General features: G+C 67.4%; 16 protein-coding genes. 8 read left to right on the top strand and 8 right to left on the bottom strand.

Annotated features, from left to right (window positions below; all coding sequences use genetic code 11):
- The first annotated feature begins 241 nt into the window (after nucleotides 1–241).
- Entirely contained in the window at nucleotides 242–1,243 is a 1,002-nt protein-coding gene (locus AC4OR5_RS12500) for an ArsR/SmtB family transcription factor (protein ID WP_003113231.1), read from the top strand.
- Nucleotides 1,244–1,258: 15 nt separating this feature from the next.
- Nucleotides 1,259–2,449 carry a methionine adenosyltransferase gene (gene metK / locus AC4OR5_RS12495; RefSeq protein WP_003084948.1) on the top strand — a complete coding sequence of 397 codons (1,191 nt, stop codon included), beginning with the start codon at nucleotides 1,259–1,261 and terminating at the stop codon, nucleotides 2,447–2,449.
- Nucleotides 2,450–2,505: 56 nt separating this feature from the next.
- On the opposite strand, the gene AC4OR5_RS12490 is transcribed toward metK, so the two are convergent.
- Complete coding sequence (locus tag AC4OR5_RS12490; protein WP_058134575.1) at nucleotides 2,506–3,810, bottom strand: ferredoxin reductase family protein; 1,305 nt, start codon at nucleotides 3,808–3,810, stop codon at nucleotides 2,506–2,508.
- A gap of 204 nt (nucleotides 3,811–4,014) precedes the next feature.
- On the opposite strand from AC4OR5_RS12490, the gene AC4OR5_RS12485 reads away from it, so the two are divergent.
- The gene (locus AC4OR5_RS12485) at nucleotides 4,015–4,758 is read left to right on the top strand and encodes a metallophosphoesterase (RefSeq protein WP_023126947.1); all 744 of its coding nucleotides are present in this window, start codon (nucleotides 4,015–4,017) and stop codon (nucleotides 4,756–4,758) included.
- A gap of 3 nt (nucleotides 4,759–4,761) precedes the next feature.
- On the opposite strand, the gene AC4OR5_RS12480 is transcribed toward AC4OR5_RS12485, so the two are convergent.
- Nucleotides 4,762–5,730, bottom strand: a complete 969-nt coding sequence (locus tag AC4OR5_RS12480) for a CE1 family esterase (RefSeq protein WP_033996014.1) — start codon at nucleotides 5,728–5,730, stop codon at nucleotides 4,762–4,764.
- 249 nt (nucleotides 5,731–5,979) lie between these two features.
- On the opposite strand from AC4OR5_RS12480, the gene AC4OR5_RS12475 reads away from it, so the two are divergent.
- Nucleotides 5,980–6,399 (top strand): DUF1090 domain-containing protein, encoded by a 420-nt coding sequence (locus tag AC4OR5_RS12475; protein WP_003084937.1) that lies wholly within the window; start codon nucleotides 5,980–5,982, stop codon nucleotides 6,397–6,399.
- A gap of 191 nt (nucleotides 6,400–6,590) precedes the next feature.
- Here the strand turns inward: AC4OR5_RS12475 and AC4OR5_RS12470 are convergent, their stop codons facing one another.
- The 3 genes from AC4OR5_RS12470 to AC4OR5_RS12460 form a co-directional block, all read right to left on the bottom strand.
- Complete coding sequence (locus AC4OR5_RS12470; RefSeq protein WP_003110213.1) at nucleotides 6,591–7,049, bottom strand: c-type cytochrome; 459 nt, start codon at nucleotides 7,047–7,049, stop codon at nucleotides 6,591–6,593.
- Nucleotides 7,050–7,161: 112 nt separating this feature from the next.
- Entirely contained in the window at nucleotides 7,162–7,548 is a 387-nt protein-coding gene (locus AC4OR5_RS12465; RefSeq protein WP_003101585.1) for an MAPEG family protein, read from the bottom strand.
- Between the two features lie 69 nt (nucleotides 7,549–7,617).
- On the bottom strand, nucleotides 7,618–8,448 hold the full coding sequence (locus tag AC4OR5_RS12460) for an EamA family transporter (protein WP_033996015.1): 831 nt from the start codon (nucleotides 8,446–8,448) through the stop codon (nucleotides 7,618–7,620).
- 227 nt (nucleotides 8,449–8,675) lie between these two features.
- Here AC4OR5_RS12460 and AC4OR5_RS12455 point away from each other — a divergent pair, with 227 nt between their 5' ends.
- The 3 genes from AC4OR5_RS12455 to AC4OR5_RS12445 all read left to right on the top strand — a co-directional run bounded on the left by AC4OR5_RS12455 (nucleotide 8,676) and on the right by AC4OR5_RS12445 (nucleotide 10,895).
- A complete protein-coding gene (locus AC4OR5_RS12455; RefSeq protein WP_003101580.1) occupies nucleotides 8,676–9,185 on the top strand; it encodes a disulfide bond formation protein B in 510 nt (169 codons plus the stop codon).
- A gap of 87 nt (nucleotides 9,186–9,272) precedes the next feature.
- Complete coding sequence (locus tag AC4OR5_RS12450) at nucleotides 9,273–9,881, top strand: LemA family protein (RefSeq protein ID WP_003084923.1); 609 nt, start codon at nucleotides 9,273–9,275, stop codon at nucleotides 9,879–9,881.
- Between the two features lie 3 nt (nucleotides 9,882–9,884).
- A complete protein-coding gene (locus AC4OR5_RS12445) occupies nucleotides 9,885–10,895 on the top strand; it encodes a TPM domain-containing protein (RefSeq protein WP_023095138.1) in 1,011 nt (336 codons plus the stop codon).
- Between the two features lie 110 nt (nucleotides 10,896–11,005).
- Here AC4OR5_RS12445 and AC4OR5_RS12440 read toward each other — a convergent pair whose 3' ends face one another.
- The 3 genes from AC4OR5_RS12440 to AC4OR5_RS12430 form a co-directional block, all read right to left on the bottom strand.
- Entirely contained in the window at nucleotides 11,006–11,560 is a 555-nt protein-coding gene (locus AC4OR5_RS12440; RefSeq protein WP_003084911.1) for a helix-turn-helix domain-containing protein, read from the bottom strand.
- A gap of 17 nt (nucleotides 11,561–11,577) precedes the next feature.
- Entirely contained in the window at nucleotides 11,578–12,867 is a 1,290-nt protein-coding gene (locus AC4OR5_RS12435) for an NAD(P)/FAD-dependent oxidoreductase (protein WP_049321548.1), read from the bottom strand.
- A 337-nt stretch (nucleotides 12,868–13,204) separates the two neighbouring features.
- Nucleotides 13,205–14,695: a helix-turn-helix transcriptional regulator gene (locus AC4OR5_RS12430; RefSeq protein WP_023115733.1), complete on the bottom strand. Its 1,491-nt coding sequence runs from the start codon at nucleotides 14,693–14,695 to the stop codon at nucleotides 13,205–13,207.
- 285 nt (nucleotides 14,696–14,980) lie between these two features.
- Between AC4OR5_RS12430 and AC4OR5_RS12425 the strand changes: the two genes are divergently transcribed.
- A complete protein-coding gene (locus AC4OR5_RS12425; protein WP_003084903.1) occupies nucleotides 14,981–15,244 on the top strand; it encodes a DUF1652 domain-containing protein in 264 nt (87 codons plus the stop codon).
- Nucleotides 15,245–15,296: the final 52 nt, after the last annotated feature.

Here is a 15,296-nt window from a genome sequence, read left to right as displayed (position 1 = left end):
TTCTCCTACGGGGGTTGCTGGTCGGAAGACCAGGAGTGAAAAAAAGGGCGCCATTTTCGCCCACCGAAGGCCCAAGGGGCAATGACAGATCGGCAGGGGGACAGTATGTCGCTGCCGACCGGTTTTGCCAGAAGCCTGGCGCAGCCGGATTGCAATTGCGCGACGGCCACCCGTCATCAATATCAAAAATTTTTGATACAGGCATTGCCGGGGTTCGGACCCGGTACTAGACTGCGCCTCCATGAGCCTTCGCGTGCCTTCGATACGACCAGACGACTACGACCCGCTCGCCGCGCTGTGCAAGGCGGCTGGCGACTCGCTGCGACTGAACGTGTTGCGCGCCCTGGCCAACGATTCGTTCGGCGTGCTGGAGCTGGCGCAGATCTTCGCCATCGGCCAGTCGGGCATGAGCCACCACCTCAAGGTGCTGGCCCAGGCCGGGCTGGTGGCGACGCGCCGCGAGGGCAACGCGATCTTCTACCGGCGTTCGCTGCCCCTGGCCGAACGCACCGGCGGCGCGCTGCACGCGGCGCTGCTGGAGGAAGTGGACGAACGGGCGCTACCCGACGATGTGCGGGCGCGGATCGATGCCGTGCACGCCCAGCGCGCGGCGGTCAGCCAGGACTTCTTCGCCCGCGCGGCGGACAAGTTCCAGGCCCAGCAGGACCTGATCGCAGGACTGCCGCAATACCGTGAGAGCGTGTTGGCCTTGCTCGACGCACTGGCCTTCGCCCCCGGCGCCACGGCGCTGGAGGTCGGCCCGGGGGACGGCGGGTTCCTGCCGGAACTCGCCAGGCGTTTCCGCCAGGTCACGGCGCTGGACAACAGCGCGGCGATGCTGGAACTGGCGCGCCAGCGCTGCAAGGAAGAAGGATTGGGCAACGTCCGCCTGGAATTGGCCGATGCCCTGCAGGACGCCGCCGAACCGGCCGATTGCGTGGTGCTGAACATGGTCCTGCACCACTTCGCCGCGCCGGCGGAGGCGCTGAAACAGTTGGCCCGCCTGGTCCATCCGGGCGGCAGCCTGCTGGTGACGGACTTGTGCCGGCACAACCAGGGCTGGGCCAGGGAGGCCTGCGGCGACCTCTGGTTGGGTTTCGAACAGGAGGACCTGGCCCAGTGGGCCGACGCCGCAGGGCTCACGCCCGGCGAGAGTCTTTACATTGGTTTACGCAATGGCTTCCAGATCCAGGTCCGGCACTTCGCCAGGGATGCATCCGAAAGCCGCCTCACCCACCGGTAATGTAGGAACCGATTGATGAGCGAATATTCCGTTTTCACCTCCGAGTCCGTGTCCGAAGGCCATCCGGACAAGATCGCGGACCAGATCTCCGACGCGGTGCTGGACGCCATCATCGCCAAGGACAAGTACGCTCGCGTGGCATGCGAAACCCTGGTCAAGACCGGCGTGGCGATCATCGCCGGTGAAGTCACCACCTCCGCCTGGGTCGACCTGGAAGAGCTGGTGCGCAAGGTCATCATCGACATCGGCTACGACAGTTCCGACGTCGGCTTCGATGGCGCCACCTGCGGCGTGCTGAACATCATCGGCAAGCAGTCGGTGGACATCAACCAGGGCGTCGACCGGGCCAAGCCCGAAGACCAGGGCGCCGGCGACCAGGGCCTGATGTTCGGCTACGCCAGCAACGAGACCGACGTGCTGATGCCGGCGCCGATCTGCTTCTCCCACCGCCTGGTCGAGCGCCAGGCCGAGGCGCGCAAGTCCGGCCTGCTGCCATGGCTGCGCCCGGACGCCAAGTCCCAGGTGACCTGCCGCTACGAAGGCGGCAAGGTGGTCGGCATCGATGCGGTGGTGCTGTCCACCCAGCACAACCCGGAAGTCTCCTATAACGACCTGCGCGACGGCGTGATGGAGCTGATCATCAAGCAGGTGCTGCCGGCCGAGCTGCTGCACAAGGACACCCAGTTCCACATCAACCCGACCGGCAACTTCGTGATCGGCGGCCCGGTCGGCGACTGCGGCCTGACCGGGCGCAAGATCATCGTCGACTCCTACGGCGGCATGGCCCGCCACGGCGGCGGCGCGTTCTCCGGCAAGGACCCGTCCAAGGTCGACCGCTCCGCCGCCTACGCCGGCCGCTACGTGGCGAAGAACATCGTCGCCGCCGGCCTCGCCGAGCGTTGCGAGATCCAGGTTTCCTACGCCATCGGCGTGGCCCAGCCGACCTCGATCTCGATCAACACCTTCGGCACCGGCAAGGTCAGCGACGAGAAGATCGTGCAACTGGTCCGCGAGCACTTCGACCTGCGCCCGTACGCGATCACCAAGATGCTCGACCTGCTCCACCCGATGTACCAGCCGACCGCGGCCTACGGCCACTTCGGCCGTCATCCGTTCGAGCTGACCGTGGACGGCGATACCTTCACCGCGTTCACCTGGGAGAAGACCGACAAGGCCGCTCTCCTGCGCGACGCCGCCGGCCTCTAAGCGACCGCGCGATGAAAGAGCCCCGCTTCGGCGGGGCTTTTTCGTTTCCGGCAGGCTCAGCGCATGCGGAAGGCTTCCTGGTGGAACAGCCGCAGCGGCATGCCCTGCCGGCGCAAATCGCGGCGCAGGCTGTCGGCCAGCCCCTGCGGGCCGCAGAACCAGACGCTCGGCCAGCGTCCTTCGGCGCCCTTCAGCACGCCCAGTTGCGCCGCCTGCGGCTTGCCCTGCTCGTCGCTATAGCGGATGTGCAGGGTCACGCTGGGCAGGCGTTCGCAAAGCTCGCGCAAGCGCCCGGCGAACAGCGCTTCCTGGGAATTGCGCACGCAATAGTGCAGCTCCACCGACGGCGCGCTTTCCGGCGCGGCCTGCAGCGACTCCAGCCAGGCGATGAACGGCGTCACGCCGATCCCGGCGGCGACCCAGACCTGCCGCCCGGCCAGGCCACGGCGGAAGTCGAAGCAGCCGTATGGCCCCTCCACCTCGACCCTGGCGCCGACCTCCAGGTTGTCCTGCAGGCGCCGGGTGTAGTCGCCCAACGCCTTGATGCTGAAGCGCACCTCGCCGCAGCCGCGGTCGGCGCTGGCGATGGTGAACGGATGGGCACCCTCCAGGCGGTCGCAGGTGAGAAAGGCGAACTGCCCGGCCCTGTGCGACCAGTCGCCCTGCAGCCGGCAGGTCACCTCGAGCAGGCTTTCGCCGCGCCGCTCGACGGCGGTGACCACGCCCGCATGGCGGCGCGCGCGACCGATCCGCCCGCTCAGAGACAACAGTGCGCAGGCCGAACCGAGCAGTGCGCAGGCCGCCACCAGCCAACCGGCCGGCTGGCTCCAGTAGCTGGCCGGGGCGAGCACCACGGAATGGAAGGCCAGTACCAGGTAGACCAGGGCCAACGCCTTGTGCACATAACGCCAGAGGTGATACGGGAAGCGCTGCCAGAGAGTGATCAGCAGCATCCCGCCGAGAATCCACGCCGACCATTCACCCAACTCCTTGGCCGAGCCACGGAAGACATCGAGGAAGGTTTCCACCCGCGGGCCTTTCACCGGTTTGCCGACGATACCCGCCAGCCAGGGGCCGGCCAACTCCAGCAGGTAGTGCAACAGGCCGAGGACGATGGCCAGGATGCCCGCCCACTTGTGCAGGCGGTACATGCGGTCGAGCCCGTCCAGCGGCTTCTCCAGCCAGACCGGACGCACCGCCAGCAGCATGATCAACGACATCAGGGCGAAGGACGCTACCCCGGTAAGCAGGATCGCCTGCTTGCGCACCACCCAGATATCCAGGCTCGCCGGCGGATCGACGGCCAGCGTCAGGCCCCAGGCCGCCAGCGCGGCGGCGAGAACTCCCCATAACAGTTTCATTGGCACCACTCCCCGACAGAACGCGCGAATCGCTGGAATGAACCCTGCGCGTCCAGTCTTAATTGTCCCTTAACTTCATGGGGGAGTTAGCGAGGCCAGCGAGGTTTTCCCGCACAGCCATGACCTGCGTCAATCGCTGTCGGCCTTCAACCCCGGGGTGGGCGGAGCTATGCTGGTCCGCCGCGCCTACCGCCGAGCCGTGCCATGAAGATCCGCCTGCTGTCCGACCTCCACCACGAACATTTCGACGGGCGACGCCAACTGCCAGAGGTCGAGGCCGACGTGGTGGTGCTGGCCGGCGATATCCACAGCCACCTGGAAGGCCTGCACTGGGCCCGCGAGACCTTCGCCGACAGCGAGATCGTCTACGTCGCCGGCAACCATGAGTTCTACTCCTCGGAAATGACCGACCTGACCCAGGCGATGCGCAATATCGCCCGAGCGCTGGAGATCCACTTCCTGGAAAACGACGAAGCGCGGATCGGCCCGGCGCGCTTCCTCGGCGCCACCCTGTGGACCGACTTCCAGCTCTATGGCGCGGACGGCTATGCGCCCGCCCATGAGCTGGCCCTGCAATCAATGCCGGACTTCAGCTGCATCGACTGGTTCGGCGGCGACTTCACCCCCGAGCAGAGCATCGCCCTGCACCGAGCCTCGCGCGACTGGCTCGCCGAACAGCTGGCGCGGCCCCACGACGGCCCGACGCTGGTGGTCAGCCACCACGCGCCCAGTGCGCTGTCGATCCCGCCGCAGTTCGTCGGCAACCCGCTGTCGCCAGCCTTCGCTTCCAACCTCGACGAACTGGTGGCGCAGGCCGACTACTGGCTGCACGGTCACGTCCACGACGCCCTCGACTACCGCATCGGCCGGGCCCGGGTGCTGGCCAATCCGGGCGGCTATCCCCACGAGAAAGGCGGGTTCCGTCCGGAATTCGTCTTCGAGGTCTGAGTCTCAGCGCGGCAACTGGCTGAAGAAGCGCCATATTTCCGCTGGCGCGTCCAGTTCCGGGTCGCTCTTGCCGAGAATCCGCGGGAAGCGATAGTCCGGCTGCGCCAGCACATGGCCGCCGCCATGCACGCTGAGCAGTTCCACCGGCGGATGGCTGTCTTCCTGCCAGCGCTGGCGCTCGGTCCAGACCGGGCCGGGACGGGTCAGCGGCGCCACGTCCGGCGGCGCGGCGATGCCGTTCAGGCCCGCCCACCAGCGTGCCGAGTCCAGGGTCGAGCGTACCGCGCCCCGGTCGCCGAAGCCGAACAGGCTGACCTTGCCGCCGAGATAGGGATTGATCGGATCGCGCGTGCCGTTGATCAGCAACGCCGCGGTCGGTCGCTCGACCGGCCGACAGGCATCGTTCTCCGTGGTCGGCAGGCTCGCCGCCACCGTTGCGATCGCCGCCGGCAACCCCGGCGCTTCGGCGGCCAGGCGGAAAGCCATCTGGCCGCCATTGGAGTAGCCGGCGACATATACCCGCTGCGGATCGACGCGGTATTCCTGGGCCAGCCGCGCCACCAGCGCGCGGAGGAAAGCCACGTCATCGACGTCACGCAGCCGCGCCGAATAGCTGGCGGCCTTGCGGCAATCGTTCCAGTGGCCCTCGAAGCCGTCCGGGTAGGCCACCAGGAAACCTTCTTGCGCCGCCAGCCGGTCGAAGCCGTAGCCGCTGATGCGGCGCATCTGCGCGCCGTCGCCCCGTGAGCCGTGCAGCACCACCAGCAACGGCGCCCCCTCGGACACGCCCGGCGGCACGTAGAGCAGGTAATGCCGGCGCAGGCCCGCGACCTTCAGGCTCGAGTCCTCGCTGTGGCCGGCCAGCGCGGGGGTGCGCAGGGCCTCGTCCTGCAGCCACCACCAGGCGCCGGCGAGCAGCGCCAGGACCAGCAGCAGGATAAGCGTGCGAACCAGGCGGATCAGCGTACGCATCGCGGTTCTCCCGTTCTCGGCGTCTTCGGACAACGTTAGGCCGGGTTGCGCCGGAATGCCCGAACCATGGCCTTTCTCCAGAGACCCCGGGGCGGCGTACTTTGCTCCCGGACAACCACAACCGTGCCGTTTGCTGGCACACTTGCGCCTTTGTCACGCCGGCTGCCGCCTGCCTCATCCGCCTGCCAGGACGCTCGGCCGAGCCGTCGTCCGGCAACCGCACCGGCCGTTCGATCAAGGAGCCAACCGATGTCCATTCGTCCTTCACTGCCGCTGGCCGGGCTGCTGCTCGCCGTCTCCCTGCCGCTCTCCGCCGCCCAGCCGGGCACCACCAAAGGCGCCCCGCTCAGCGGTTGCGCCGCCAAGCAGGCCGCCATCGAGGCGAAGCTGGAAACGGCCCGCTCGTTCGCCAACGAAGGCCAGGTGGCCGGCTTGGAAAAGGCCCTCTCCGAGGTCAAGGAACACTGCACCGAAGCCGGCCTGCTGAGGGAGAACAAGCAGAAGGTGATCGACAGCGAGCGCGAGGTCAGCGAACGCGAGAAGGATTTGCGCAAGGCCATGGGCAAGGGCGATCCGGAGAAGATCGAGAAACGCAAGGCCAAGCTGGCCGAGGCCCGCGCCGAACTGGAAGAGGCCAAGAAAGGCCTGGAACAGGCCCAGGCACAGTAGGACACCAGGTACCGCCCTACGCCTCGCGCCTCCCACGCAAGGCGTATGATGCCCATGGCGTTACCCGCCATCCGCGCCGCAGCGGGACACCAGGTGCCGCCCAGCGCTGCCGCAACGGCGGATGAGCGCCAGCGCTCATTCGCCCTACCCCTCGCGCCTTCCAGGCAGGGCGTATGACGCCCGGTCCGGCCTCAGAGCGCGCGGAATTTCTTGTGGCAGGCTTCGCAGGCGTCTTCCACCGCGGCGAAGTCCTTGCGCACGCCATCCGGGGTCGGCGTGGCCTGGCGGGTGTTGTCCTGGAGACGGTTCATCGCGTCGATGAAGACCTGGGTGGCGGCCTTGAACTCCTGCTGGCGCTGCCAGACCTCGTCCTTGGCGCGGGTGTCCTCGCCCTCCTCGCCGGCCTTGGGACTGGGGAAGTACTGCCAGGGCTGGTCGGCCAGTTGGTGCAGCTTCGCCGATCCGGCGCGGAACTTCTCCGCGTCGAAGGGCAGGCGTCCGCGGAGCATCCCGCCCATGTCCTCGCTGGTCCGTAGCATTTCCTTGAAGATCGCCTGGCGCTTGGCCTCGGGCGAATTGGGATCCATACGGTGACAGCCGCTCAGGGCGACGCCGGCCAGCAGCACGACGAGCAGGGACTTCAGCTTCATGGCAAGGCTCTTTTTTCAGGGTCGATCACGGAAGCGGCGGATTATCCGCCGCCACCGCCGATTGATCCAGAGCCGCGCGCCCGCACTGCGGCCATAGGCCGCAGCGGGCTGCTCAGGCGGAAACCACGAAGAACGCTGCGATGAGCAGCATGCCGACGAACCAGACCAGCGAGCGCAACGGCCCCCAGTCGGCGAGGTAGCAGATGACGTAGAGCAGGCGACTGGTGATCCAGGCAATGGCCAGGCTATCCAGGGTCGCCTGCGAAGCGTTGCCGACCAGATGGGCGATGATCACCGCCGCGGCGAACGCCGGGGTCACCTCGAAGGCGTTCAACTGGGCGTTGTTGGCACGCCGGCGGAAGCCTTCGAGCGAACCGAGGAACGCCCGCGGGTCGGCGTTGGCCCGACCGCCGTAGCCCTCCCCGCCGAACTTGGCGATGGAGGTACAGACGTAAGGCAGGAAGATCGCGATCAGCACGCACCAGAAAGCGATGGTCATGGCAGTTCCTTGTGGTTGTGGAACTGCAACTCAAGCTGGCGCCGCTCGTTCTGTAAAGGCACAGCCCCTTCAGAGTTTCATCAGCAGCATTCCGGCCAGCACCAGGCCGCACGCCAGCAGGCGCGGCAGTCCGAACGGCTCGTTGAGGAAGCGCATGCCGAACAGCACCGCCAACAGCACGCTGATCTCGCGCAACGCCGCCGCTTCGGCGATCGACCCCAGCTGCATGGCCCACAGCACCAGGCCGTAGCTGGCCAGCACGCAGACCCCGACCGCCAGGCCGAGCTTCCACTCCAGCGCCCAGAAGCGGGCGAAGGCGCGGGTTCGCGCGCCGGCGGCGATCAGCGGGAACGGCAGGCCGGAGAGCAGCGTCAGCCAGACCAGGTAGTCCAGCGCCAACGGCCAGCGCTTCAGGGCGTTGCCGTCGCTCCAGGTGTAGCCGCCGATGCACAGGCCGATCAGCAGCACCACCGGCAGGGTCCGCCAGGGCAGCCGCGAACCGCCGCCGCCCCAGAGCAGGCAAAGCATGCCGAAGGGGATCAACAGGATGCCGAGGATCTGCCGGCCGCTGAGCTGCTCGCCGCCGAACGCCAGGGTCAGGCCCAGCACCACCAGCGGCGACAGCCCGCGCATCAGCGGATAGACCAGGCCCAGGTCGCCGACCTTGTAGGCCTCGATCAGCAGTACCCGGTAGAGCAGTTGCAGGACGGTGGCGCCGAGCAGCCAGGGCCAGACTTCGGCCGGCGGCAGGCTGACGAAGGGCAACAGCAGGATGGCGCAGAGCACGCCGACCACGTCCATGCAGGCGACGACCAGCAAGCGGTCGCTGCTGAACTTGACCAGGGTGTTCCAGGTGGCGTGGAGAACGGCGGCGCACAGCACCAGGCTGGTGGCTAGCATGACGGACCTTATTGGTATAGACCAAGATAGTCTATCCCGGCGGAGGCTCCAGATGCTCACCCGTTGCAGCGTTTTTCCCTGAAAGCTCCTACGAAAGCGGAGAAACATGCAGCAGACATCGTTACGTCAAACGGCTTAATCTTCGGGCAATCCTGATGGACTACCATCGGCCAGCGCCGCACAGTGCCGGCCCGGCCTCCCTTATCAACGACACAGGAATCCCTGCCTTGAGCGCTCTCCTCAAGCCCCTCGACAACCGCTTGTTCTGGCCCGCGGTCGCCATCGGCGGCCTGCTGATCCTCGCTTTCGTCCTCTACCTCCAGCACGTGCGCGGCTTCGCGCCCTGCTCGCTGTGCATCTTCATTCGCCTGGACGTGCTCGGCCTGGTGCTCGCCGGGATCGTCGGCAGCCTCGCCCCGCGTTCGCGGATCGCCGGCGGCATCGCCGCGCTGGGCATGCTCGCCGCCAGCCTGGGCGGGATCTACCACGCCTGGTCGCTGGTCGCGGAAGAGAAACTGGCTGCCCAGGGCATGGGCAGTTGCAAGATGTTCATGGGCTTCCCCGAATGGATACCGCTGGACACCTGGCTGCCGCAGGTCTTCCAGCCCGAGGGACTGTGCGGCGAAGTGGTCTGGACCCTGCTCGGCCAGTCCATGGCGGTCTGGTCGCTGGCGCTGTTCGTGTTCTGCCTGCTGGCCCTGGCGGCCAAGCTGGCATTCGGCCGCCGCACCGCCTGACAGCGCCGATATCCGTGCCGGCACAAGGAACGTGCTGGCCATTGGCTGGTCTACAATCGAGCTTTCTCAACCCGGATGAGTACCACCATGCCTCGATTCCTCAGAAATGCCCTCCTTCCCGTCCTCGCCCTGCTGCTCAGCGGTTGCGGCTACAACGCCATGCAGGCCGGCGACGAACAGGTGAAAGCCGCCTGGTCGGAAGTGCTCAACCAGTACCAGCGGCGCGCCGACCTGGTGCCCAACCTGGTCAGCACGGTGAAGGGCTATGCCTCCCATGAGGCGTCGGTCCTGACCCAGGTCACCGAGGCCCGGGCCAAGGTCGGCAGCGTGCAGCTGAACGCCGACCAACTGGACGACGAGCAGGCCGTGCAGCGCTTCCAGAAGGCCCAGGGCGAACTGAGCTCGGCGCTTTCGCGCCTGCTGGTAGTCACCGAGAACTACCCGCAACTGAAGGCCGACGGCCTGTTCAAGGACCTGCTGACCCAACTGGAAGGCACCGAGAACCGCATCGCCGTCGCTCGCGGCCGCTACGTCAAGTCGGTACAGGAATACAACGTGCTGCTGCGCCAGTTCCCCGGCGTGATCACCGCCAAGCTGTTCGGCTACAAGCCCAAGGCGAACTTCAGCGTGGAAAACGAAGCGGCCATCTCCACCGCGCCGAAAGTCGATTTCGGCAACCCGCAACCGGCGCAGTAAGCCATGCGCCGGCTGCTACTGGGCGCCGGGCTGCTGCTCGCCAGCCTGGTCGCCTGGGCCGATGTGCCACCGATACCCGCGCTGACGGCGCGGGTCACCGACCTCACCGCGACCCTTTCCGGCGACCAGCGCCAGCACCTGGAGCAACAGCTCGCCGCCCTGGAAGCCAAGAGCGGCGCGCAGCTCGCGGTGCTGCTGGTCCCGACCACCGGCGACGATTCCATCGAGGAGTACGCGGTGCGTACCTTCGAGAAATGGAAGCTGGGCCAGAAGAAGGTCGACGACGGCGTCCTGCTGCTGGTGGCGAAGAACGACCGCACCCTGCGCATCGAGGTCGGCTACGGCCTGGAAGGGGCCATCACCGACGTCCAGGCCGGGCGGATCATCAGCGAGCAGATCACGCCGCAGTTCCGCCAGGGCAACTTCTATGGCGGCATCCAGGCCGGCGTGGACAGCCTGGTGCAACTGATCGATGCCGAGAAGAACCCGGACAGCGCTACCGTCGACGCCTTGCCGGCGGTTCCCGAGGCCACGCCGCCGCGGGCCCTGCCGGCGCCGGTCGAGGGTGAGGTGTATGACAGCGCCCCGCCGGAGCCGAAGAAGAAGAGCGGCCTGAGCGGACAGCTCTGGGGCAACCCGGTCTACCTCGGTGTCTATGTGGCGGTCCTGCTCGCCGTGGCCCTGCTCGGACGCCTGCTGCCGTTGCAGTGGATGCGGCGGCGCAGCATCGGCCGCTTCCTGCTTTGCAGCGCAGCGGTCGCCGGCCTGGCCTGGCTGTTGAGCATGGGCCTATGGCAGAACGTCGACCGCGCGGCGGACGACAGTCTCGGCGTACTGGCGCCGACCCTGTTCATCTACGCCCTGTTCCTGCTTCCCGGCGAAGTGCTGATGGCCATCCTCAGCGCCATCCTCAATAGTCGCGGCGGCGGTGGGGGAGGCGGCAGCGGCGGTGGCGGCATCTTCCGCGGCGGCGGCGGCTCCAGCGGCGGCGGCGGCGCCTCCGGACGCTGGTGACGAAAAGCCCGAGGCCTGCGCCTCGGGCTTTTTTCATCGGTCGGCGACGGTTCTCGCCGATGCCGGAAGTCTTCGCCACTATCCGGCAAACGACAGGGTAACGCGCCTCGTCAGGCGTATACCCAGAGCACCCTGACCGGCGCCTGGCTGCGGTTGGCATAGCGGCTGCGCATATGGCTGGGAATCTGGAAACCGTCGCCGGCCTGCAGGCGCAGCTCCTCGTCCTCCAGCCACAGGGTCAGCTCGCCTTCGAGCACGTAGCCGCCCTGCTCCGAGCTGTCCAGCAGGTCGCGCTCGCCGCTGTCGGCACCCGCTTCAAGGCAGGTTTCGAGCATGAAGAAGGCACCGCCGAGACGCGGCGACACCAGGTTGTCGCTGGCGCCACGAGCGTAGGCCAGGGTCCGACGCTCGCCCGGACGGGTCACCCAGGGCGAGGCCTGGGTCTTCGGCGAGCAGAAGAAGTAGGTCGCCGGCACCCCGAGCACCTGGCTGATGGCGACCAGGTCGTCCACCGCCGGCCGCGACAGGCCGCGCTCGACCTGGGAGACGAAGCCCACCGAACGGCGAATGCCGTCGGCCAGCGCCTGCAGGGTGATGCCCTTGCGCTTGCGCAATTCGCGCACCAGGCTGGCGATCTCCGCCAGGTCGTCGGCTACTTCGCTCATCTCGGCTCCGGGCCCTCTCAGAACAGGTCGCGCAAACGGTAATACGCTTTGCCCAGGGCTTCCAGCGGCGCGGCGAAGCGCTGGCCGCCGGGAAACTTCGGATTGCGCAGACGCTGGTAGAGCGCCAGGGTCTCGTCGTCGCCGAGCAGCGCGTCGCTGACCGCCCTGGCCGCCGCCAGACTCGGCAGCACGCCGTGGCCGGAGTAGCCTTGCAGCCAGTAGCGGTTGCCCTGCCGGCCGATGTCCGGGGTACGCCGCATGCTGCAGTCGATATGCCCGCCCCAGGCGTATTCCAGCGCCACCCCGCGCAACTGCGGGAACACCCGTTCGAGATAGGGCCGGGTGGCGGCGCGGATGTCGCTGGGCATGCCGCCCAGGTAGGTGCAGCCGCCGCCGAACAGCAGGCGGTGGTCCGGGGTCAGGCGGAAGTAGTCGAGGACGAACTGGTTGTCGGTCACGCAGCAGTTCTGCGGCAGCAACGACTTCGCCCGTTCCTCGCCGAGTGGCTCAGTGGCGACCTGATAGGTGCCCACCGGCAGCATCCGTTGCGACAGCTCGCTGTCCAGCCCGTCGATGTAGGCGTTGCAGGCCAGCACCAGCGCCGCGCAGCGGATCTCGCCGTGCTCGGTACGGACCCGGTAGCCGTCGCCCTCCTCGCGATAGCTCAGGGCCCGGGTCCGCTCGTGGATACGCCCGCCGGCGCGCTCGATGGCGGCGGCCAGGCCGAACGCCAGCTTGAGCGGATTCAGGTGTGCGGCGTGGGGATCGTAGAGACCTGCAAGGTAGCGCTCGCTGGCGATCCATTCGGGCAACTCGTCCTTCGCCACGAAGCGTAGCCCCTCGTAGCCCCAGCGGCGGTTGGCCTCGGCCTGCCAGTCGTAGAGCAGGCCGACCCGGCGCGGCAGGATCGCCGTCCATAGGTGGCCGACCCGGTAGTCGCAGTCGAAGCCATGTCGCTGCGGCAACGCGCGCATCTCGCCGGCCGCCCAGAGCATGCCGTCCCAGAGACGGCGTGCGCCTTCGTAGCCGAGGTCGGCCTCCAGCGGCGGCAGGTCGCTGGACCAGCCGGGCAGCGCCTGCCCGCCGTTGCGCCCGGAGGCCGCCCAGGCGATCCGGCTGGCTTCGATGACGCATACCTGGCGTCCGCCTTCGACCAGCCGCAGCGCCGTGTGCAAGCCGCTGAAACCGGCGCCGACCACCAGCACCTCACAGTCGAGGTCGCCCTCCAGGGCCTCGCGCGGCTGGATCAGTTCGGGATTGACGGCGGCGTAGTAAGTGCCGACATGCTCGTTGGATTGCAGGAACATCGCGACCTCCGTGAAATTATATTGGTTATTTTTCATGAAAAATAACATTTAAAATTTCACGACACCAGTCCCGAGCATTCGCAAACGGCCGGCAGAATGCCGTCGCGCACCAGCAGAGGCAGAGGGGCAAATATTCGAAAGGAGGCGGGAAGCCCCCCGCCAGAGCGAAACTGGCGAGGGGAACAGACGTGCGGACGGCGCGGCTCGCACCGCGGAGAAAAGGTGCACGACCACGGGCGGGGGCATGCCGGGCGTGCTGCGCCAGTGTCGGCGCCGACGGGAGCGGGCGACAGGTACGAATGCACCAGCCGCCCTGGTGCATTCGTACCCTCTTCGTTTATTTGCGCCCGTTGCCGTTGCGCGGCTCCGGCGCGAATCCGCGTTCGCGTGCCCAGACGATGGCCTCGCCACGGCTGTGGACATCGAGCTTGGCGTAGATGGTCGCCACGTGGTTGCGCACGGTGTTCGGCGCCAGGCCCAGTTCCTTGGCGATCTCCTTGTCCGCCAGGCCCTGGCAGATGAGGTCGAACACCTCGCGCTCGCGCGCGGTCAGGTCGGCCAGTTCGGCGCCGGTGCCCGGCGCGTTGGCGCGGCGCACGTTGGCGAGCTTTTCGATCAGGGTGCGGCTGAACCAGGAAGCGTCCTGCATCACCGTCTCGATGGCGTGCACCAGCTCCATTTCGGTGCGCCGCCGGTCGCTGATGTCCAGCAAGGCCACCAGCACGCAGTCCTGCTCGTTGAGGCTCACCGCCTCGGCCGAGACCAGGCAGTCCAGGCCGTTGCGATCCTTGTGCTGCAGGCGCAGCTGGACGTTGCGCACGCTGCCGCTCTGCGCCAGCAGCTCGCCCAGGCGCTCGGCGCCGCCGTCCTGCCACAGCCCGCAGGCAACGGTGGACTCGCCGAGCAGTTCCTCGGCCTGGTAGCCGAAGGTTTCGCTGAAGGCCTGGTTGATATCCAGCGCCTGCAGGTCGTCGCCGCACAGCACCAGGCTCGGCACCGGTGCCATGCGGAAGGCCTTGGCGAAGCGCTCCTCGCTCTTGCGCAAGGCCTCCTCGGCCTTCTTCCGCGGTTCGAGATCGGTGAAAGTGAAGAGCATGCAGGCCTCCTCGCCGACCTCTATCGGCTGCCCGGCGACCACCACGCACTTGCGTCCGCCCTCCGCCACCCGCAGGCTCGCCTCCATCTGCGGGATGGTCTCGCCGGCGCCCAGACGCTCCACCGCCAGTTCGCGGCGCTCGGCCTGGTCGAGTACGTCCAGCTCGTACACCGAACGGCCGATCACCTGGTCGCGGGCATAGCCGGTCATTTCCAGGAAACCGACATTGACCTTCACGTAGCGGTAGTCGCTGAGCCGGCAGATCACCGCCGGCGCCGGGTTGGCATTGAAGGTCTTCTCGAAGCGCTGCTCGGCGCTGGCCCACTCGGTGGCGTCGTGGAGGATCAGCACCAGGCAGTCGGGCTTGTCCTCGGGGGTGGTCAGCACCAGCCCGCGCACGCGGTGCACCCAGCGGGTGTCCTCGTCGGCGGCGGGAAACACTTCCACCACCACGTCGCTGAAGCACTCGCCAGCCACCAGGCGCTCGGCCGGGTACTGCCCCTCCTGCAGCGGATGATTGTTGCGGTAGCGCAGGCGAAAGCGTTCGCGATACTCGCCGGTATCGGCGCCCAGGCCTTGCAGCGAATCGACGCCGTGCATCGCCAGGGCCGCCTCGTTGGCCCAGAGGATGCGCTGGTCCGGCTCGATCAGGATCACCCCTTCGGTAAGACCGGCGATGATCTGCTGCAACTGGCGGCGGTCGGTCTGGGTACGCAGTACCTGGTCGTTCATGCTGTTCCTCTTGGATGGAGCGATTTTCCGGGGGCAGCAAGGATGCCCGCCCGCCCTGACCGCGCACGCGTGACGATTGCACTAGCGGTGCTAGTGCATTTGCATCGCGAAACGATAGCGGAGGCACCCCTACCCTGGCGATACAGGAAGCAATGTCCGGGCGGGAAGCCCAGACGCCGCGCCGGCCGGGAGGCTACGCCGCCCCTCGGTCCCGAGGTCGTCGACGCATCCACCCGACTCGCCCTGCACGAGAAGAAAGCCCCATCCCCTTGCATGAGCGATGCGATGAGCAAGAACAAGCACCCCGATCTCGGCGAGATCCAGCGCAGCCTGAACCAGGCGCTGGAAGGCTACGACTGCCAGTGCCGGATGCACTACGACGGCACCGTCAGTATCAATGTCGCCGCCCGAGAGCACGACGAAACCTTCACCTTCGTCGGCATCCAGCCCGGCGAGCTGGACAACCCCACCCGCCTGCACCTGTTCGCCGAAAGCCTGCGTCGCGACCTGGCACTACTGGAGCCCTGGTTGGGAAAGCACGCAGCCTAGAATAAAAAAAGCGCCCCACAGGACCAAAACGACGTCCGGAGGCGCATGCGAG

It is taken from the genome of Pseudomonas sp. YA1, from assembly GCF_058680555.1.
The sequence above is the reverse complement of the archived record's forward strand: the minus strand, read 5'-3'. Positions and strand labels throughout refer to the sequence as shown.

Coding starts and splice junctions, on each gene's coding strand:
- AC4OR5_RS12500 (WP_003113231.1), top strand. CDS start 242: ATGAGCCTTCGCGTGCCTTCGATACGACCAGACGACTACGACCCGCTC.
- metK (WP_003084948.1), top strand. CDS start 1,259: ATGAGCGAATATTCCGTTTTCACCTCCGAGTCCGTGTCCGAAGGCCAT.
- AC4OR5_RS12490 (WP_058134575.1), bottom strand. CDS start 3,810: ATGAAACTGTTATGGGGAGTTCTCGCCGCCGCGCTGGCGGCCTGGGGC.
- AC4OR5_RS12485 (WP_023126947.1), top strand. CDS start 4,015: ATGAAGATCCGCCTGCTGTCCGACCTCCACCACGAACATTTCGACGGG.
- AC4OR5_RS12480 (WP_033996014.1), bottom strand. CDS start 5,730: ATGCGTACGCTGATCCGCCTGGTTCGCACGCTTATCCTGCTGCTGGTC.
- AC4OR5_RS12475 (WP_003084937.1), top strand. CDS start 5,980: ATGTCCATTCGTCCTTCACTGCCGCTGGCCGGGCTGCTGCTCGCCGTC.
- AC4OR5_RS12470 (WP_003110213.1), bottom strand. CDS start 7,049: ATGAAGCTGAAGTCCCTGCTCGTCGTGCTGCTGGCCGGCGTCGCCCTG.
- AC4OR5_RS12465 (WP_003101585.1), bottom strand. CDS start 7,548: ATGACCATCGCTTTCTGGTGCGTGCTGATCGCGATCTTCCTGCCTTAC.
- AC4OR5_RS12460 (WP_033996015.1), bottom strand. CDS start 8,448: ATGCTAGCCACCAGCCTGGTGCTGTGCGCCGCCGTTCTCCACGCCACC.
- AC4OR5_RS12450 (WP_003084923.1), top strand. CDS start 9,273: ATGCCTCGATTCCTCAGAAATGCCCTCCTTCCCGTCCTCGCCCTGCTG.
- AC4OR5_RS12445 (WP_023095138.1), top strand. CDS start 9,885: ATGCGCCGGCTGCTACTGGGCGCCGGGCTGCTGCTCGCCAGCCTGGTC.
- AC4OR5_RS12440 (WP_003084911.1), bottom strand. CDS start 11,560: ATGAGCGAAGTAGCCGACGACCTGGCGGAGATCGCCAGCCTGGTGCGC.
- AC4OR5_RS12435 (WP_049321548.1), bottom strand. CDS start 12,867: ATGTTCCTGCAATCCAACGAGCATGTCGGCACTTACTACGCCGCCGTC.
- AC4OR5_RS12430 (WP_023115733.1), bottom strand. CDS start 14,695: ATGAACGACCAGGTACTGCGTACCCAGACCGACCGCCGCCAGTTGCAG.
- AC4OR5_RS12425 (WP_003084903.1), top strand. CDS start 14,981: ATGAGCAAGAACAAGCACCCCGATCTCGGCGAGATCCAGCGCAGCCTG.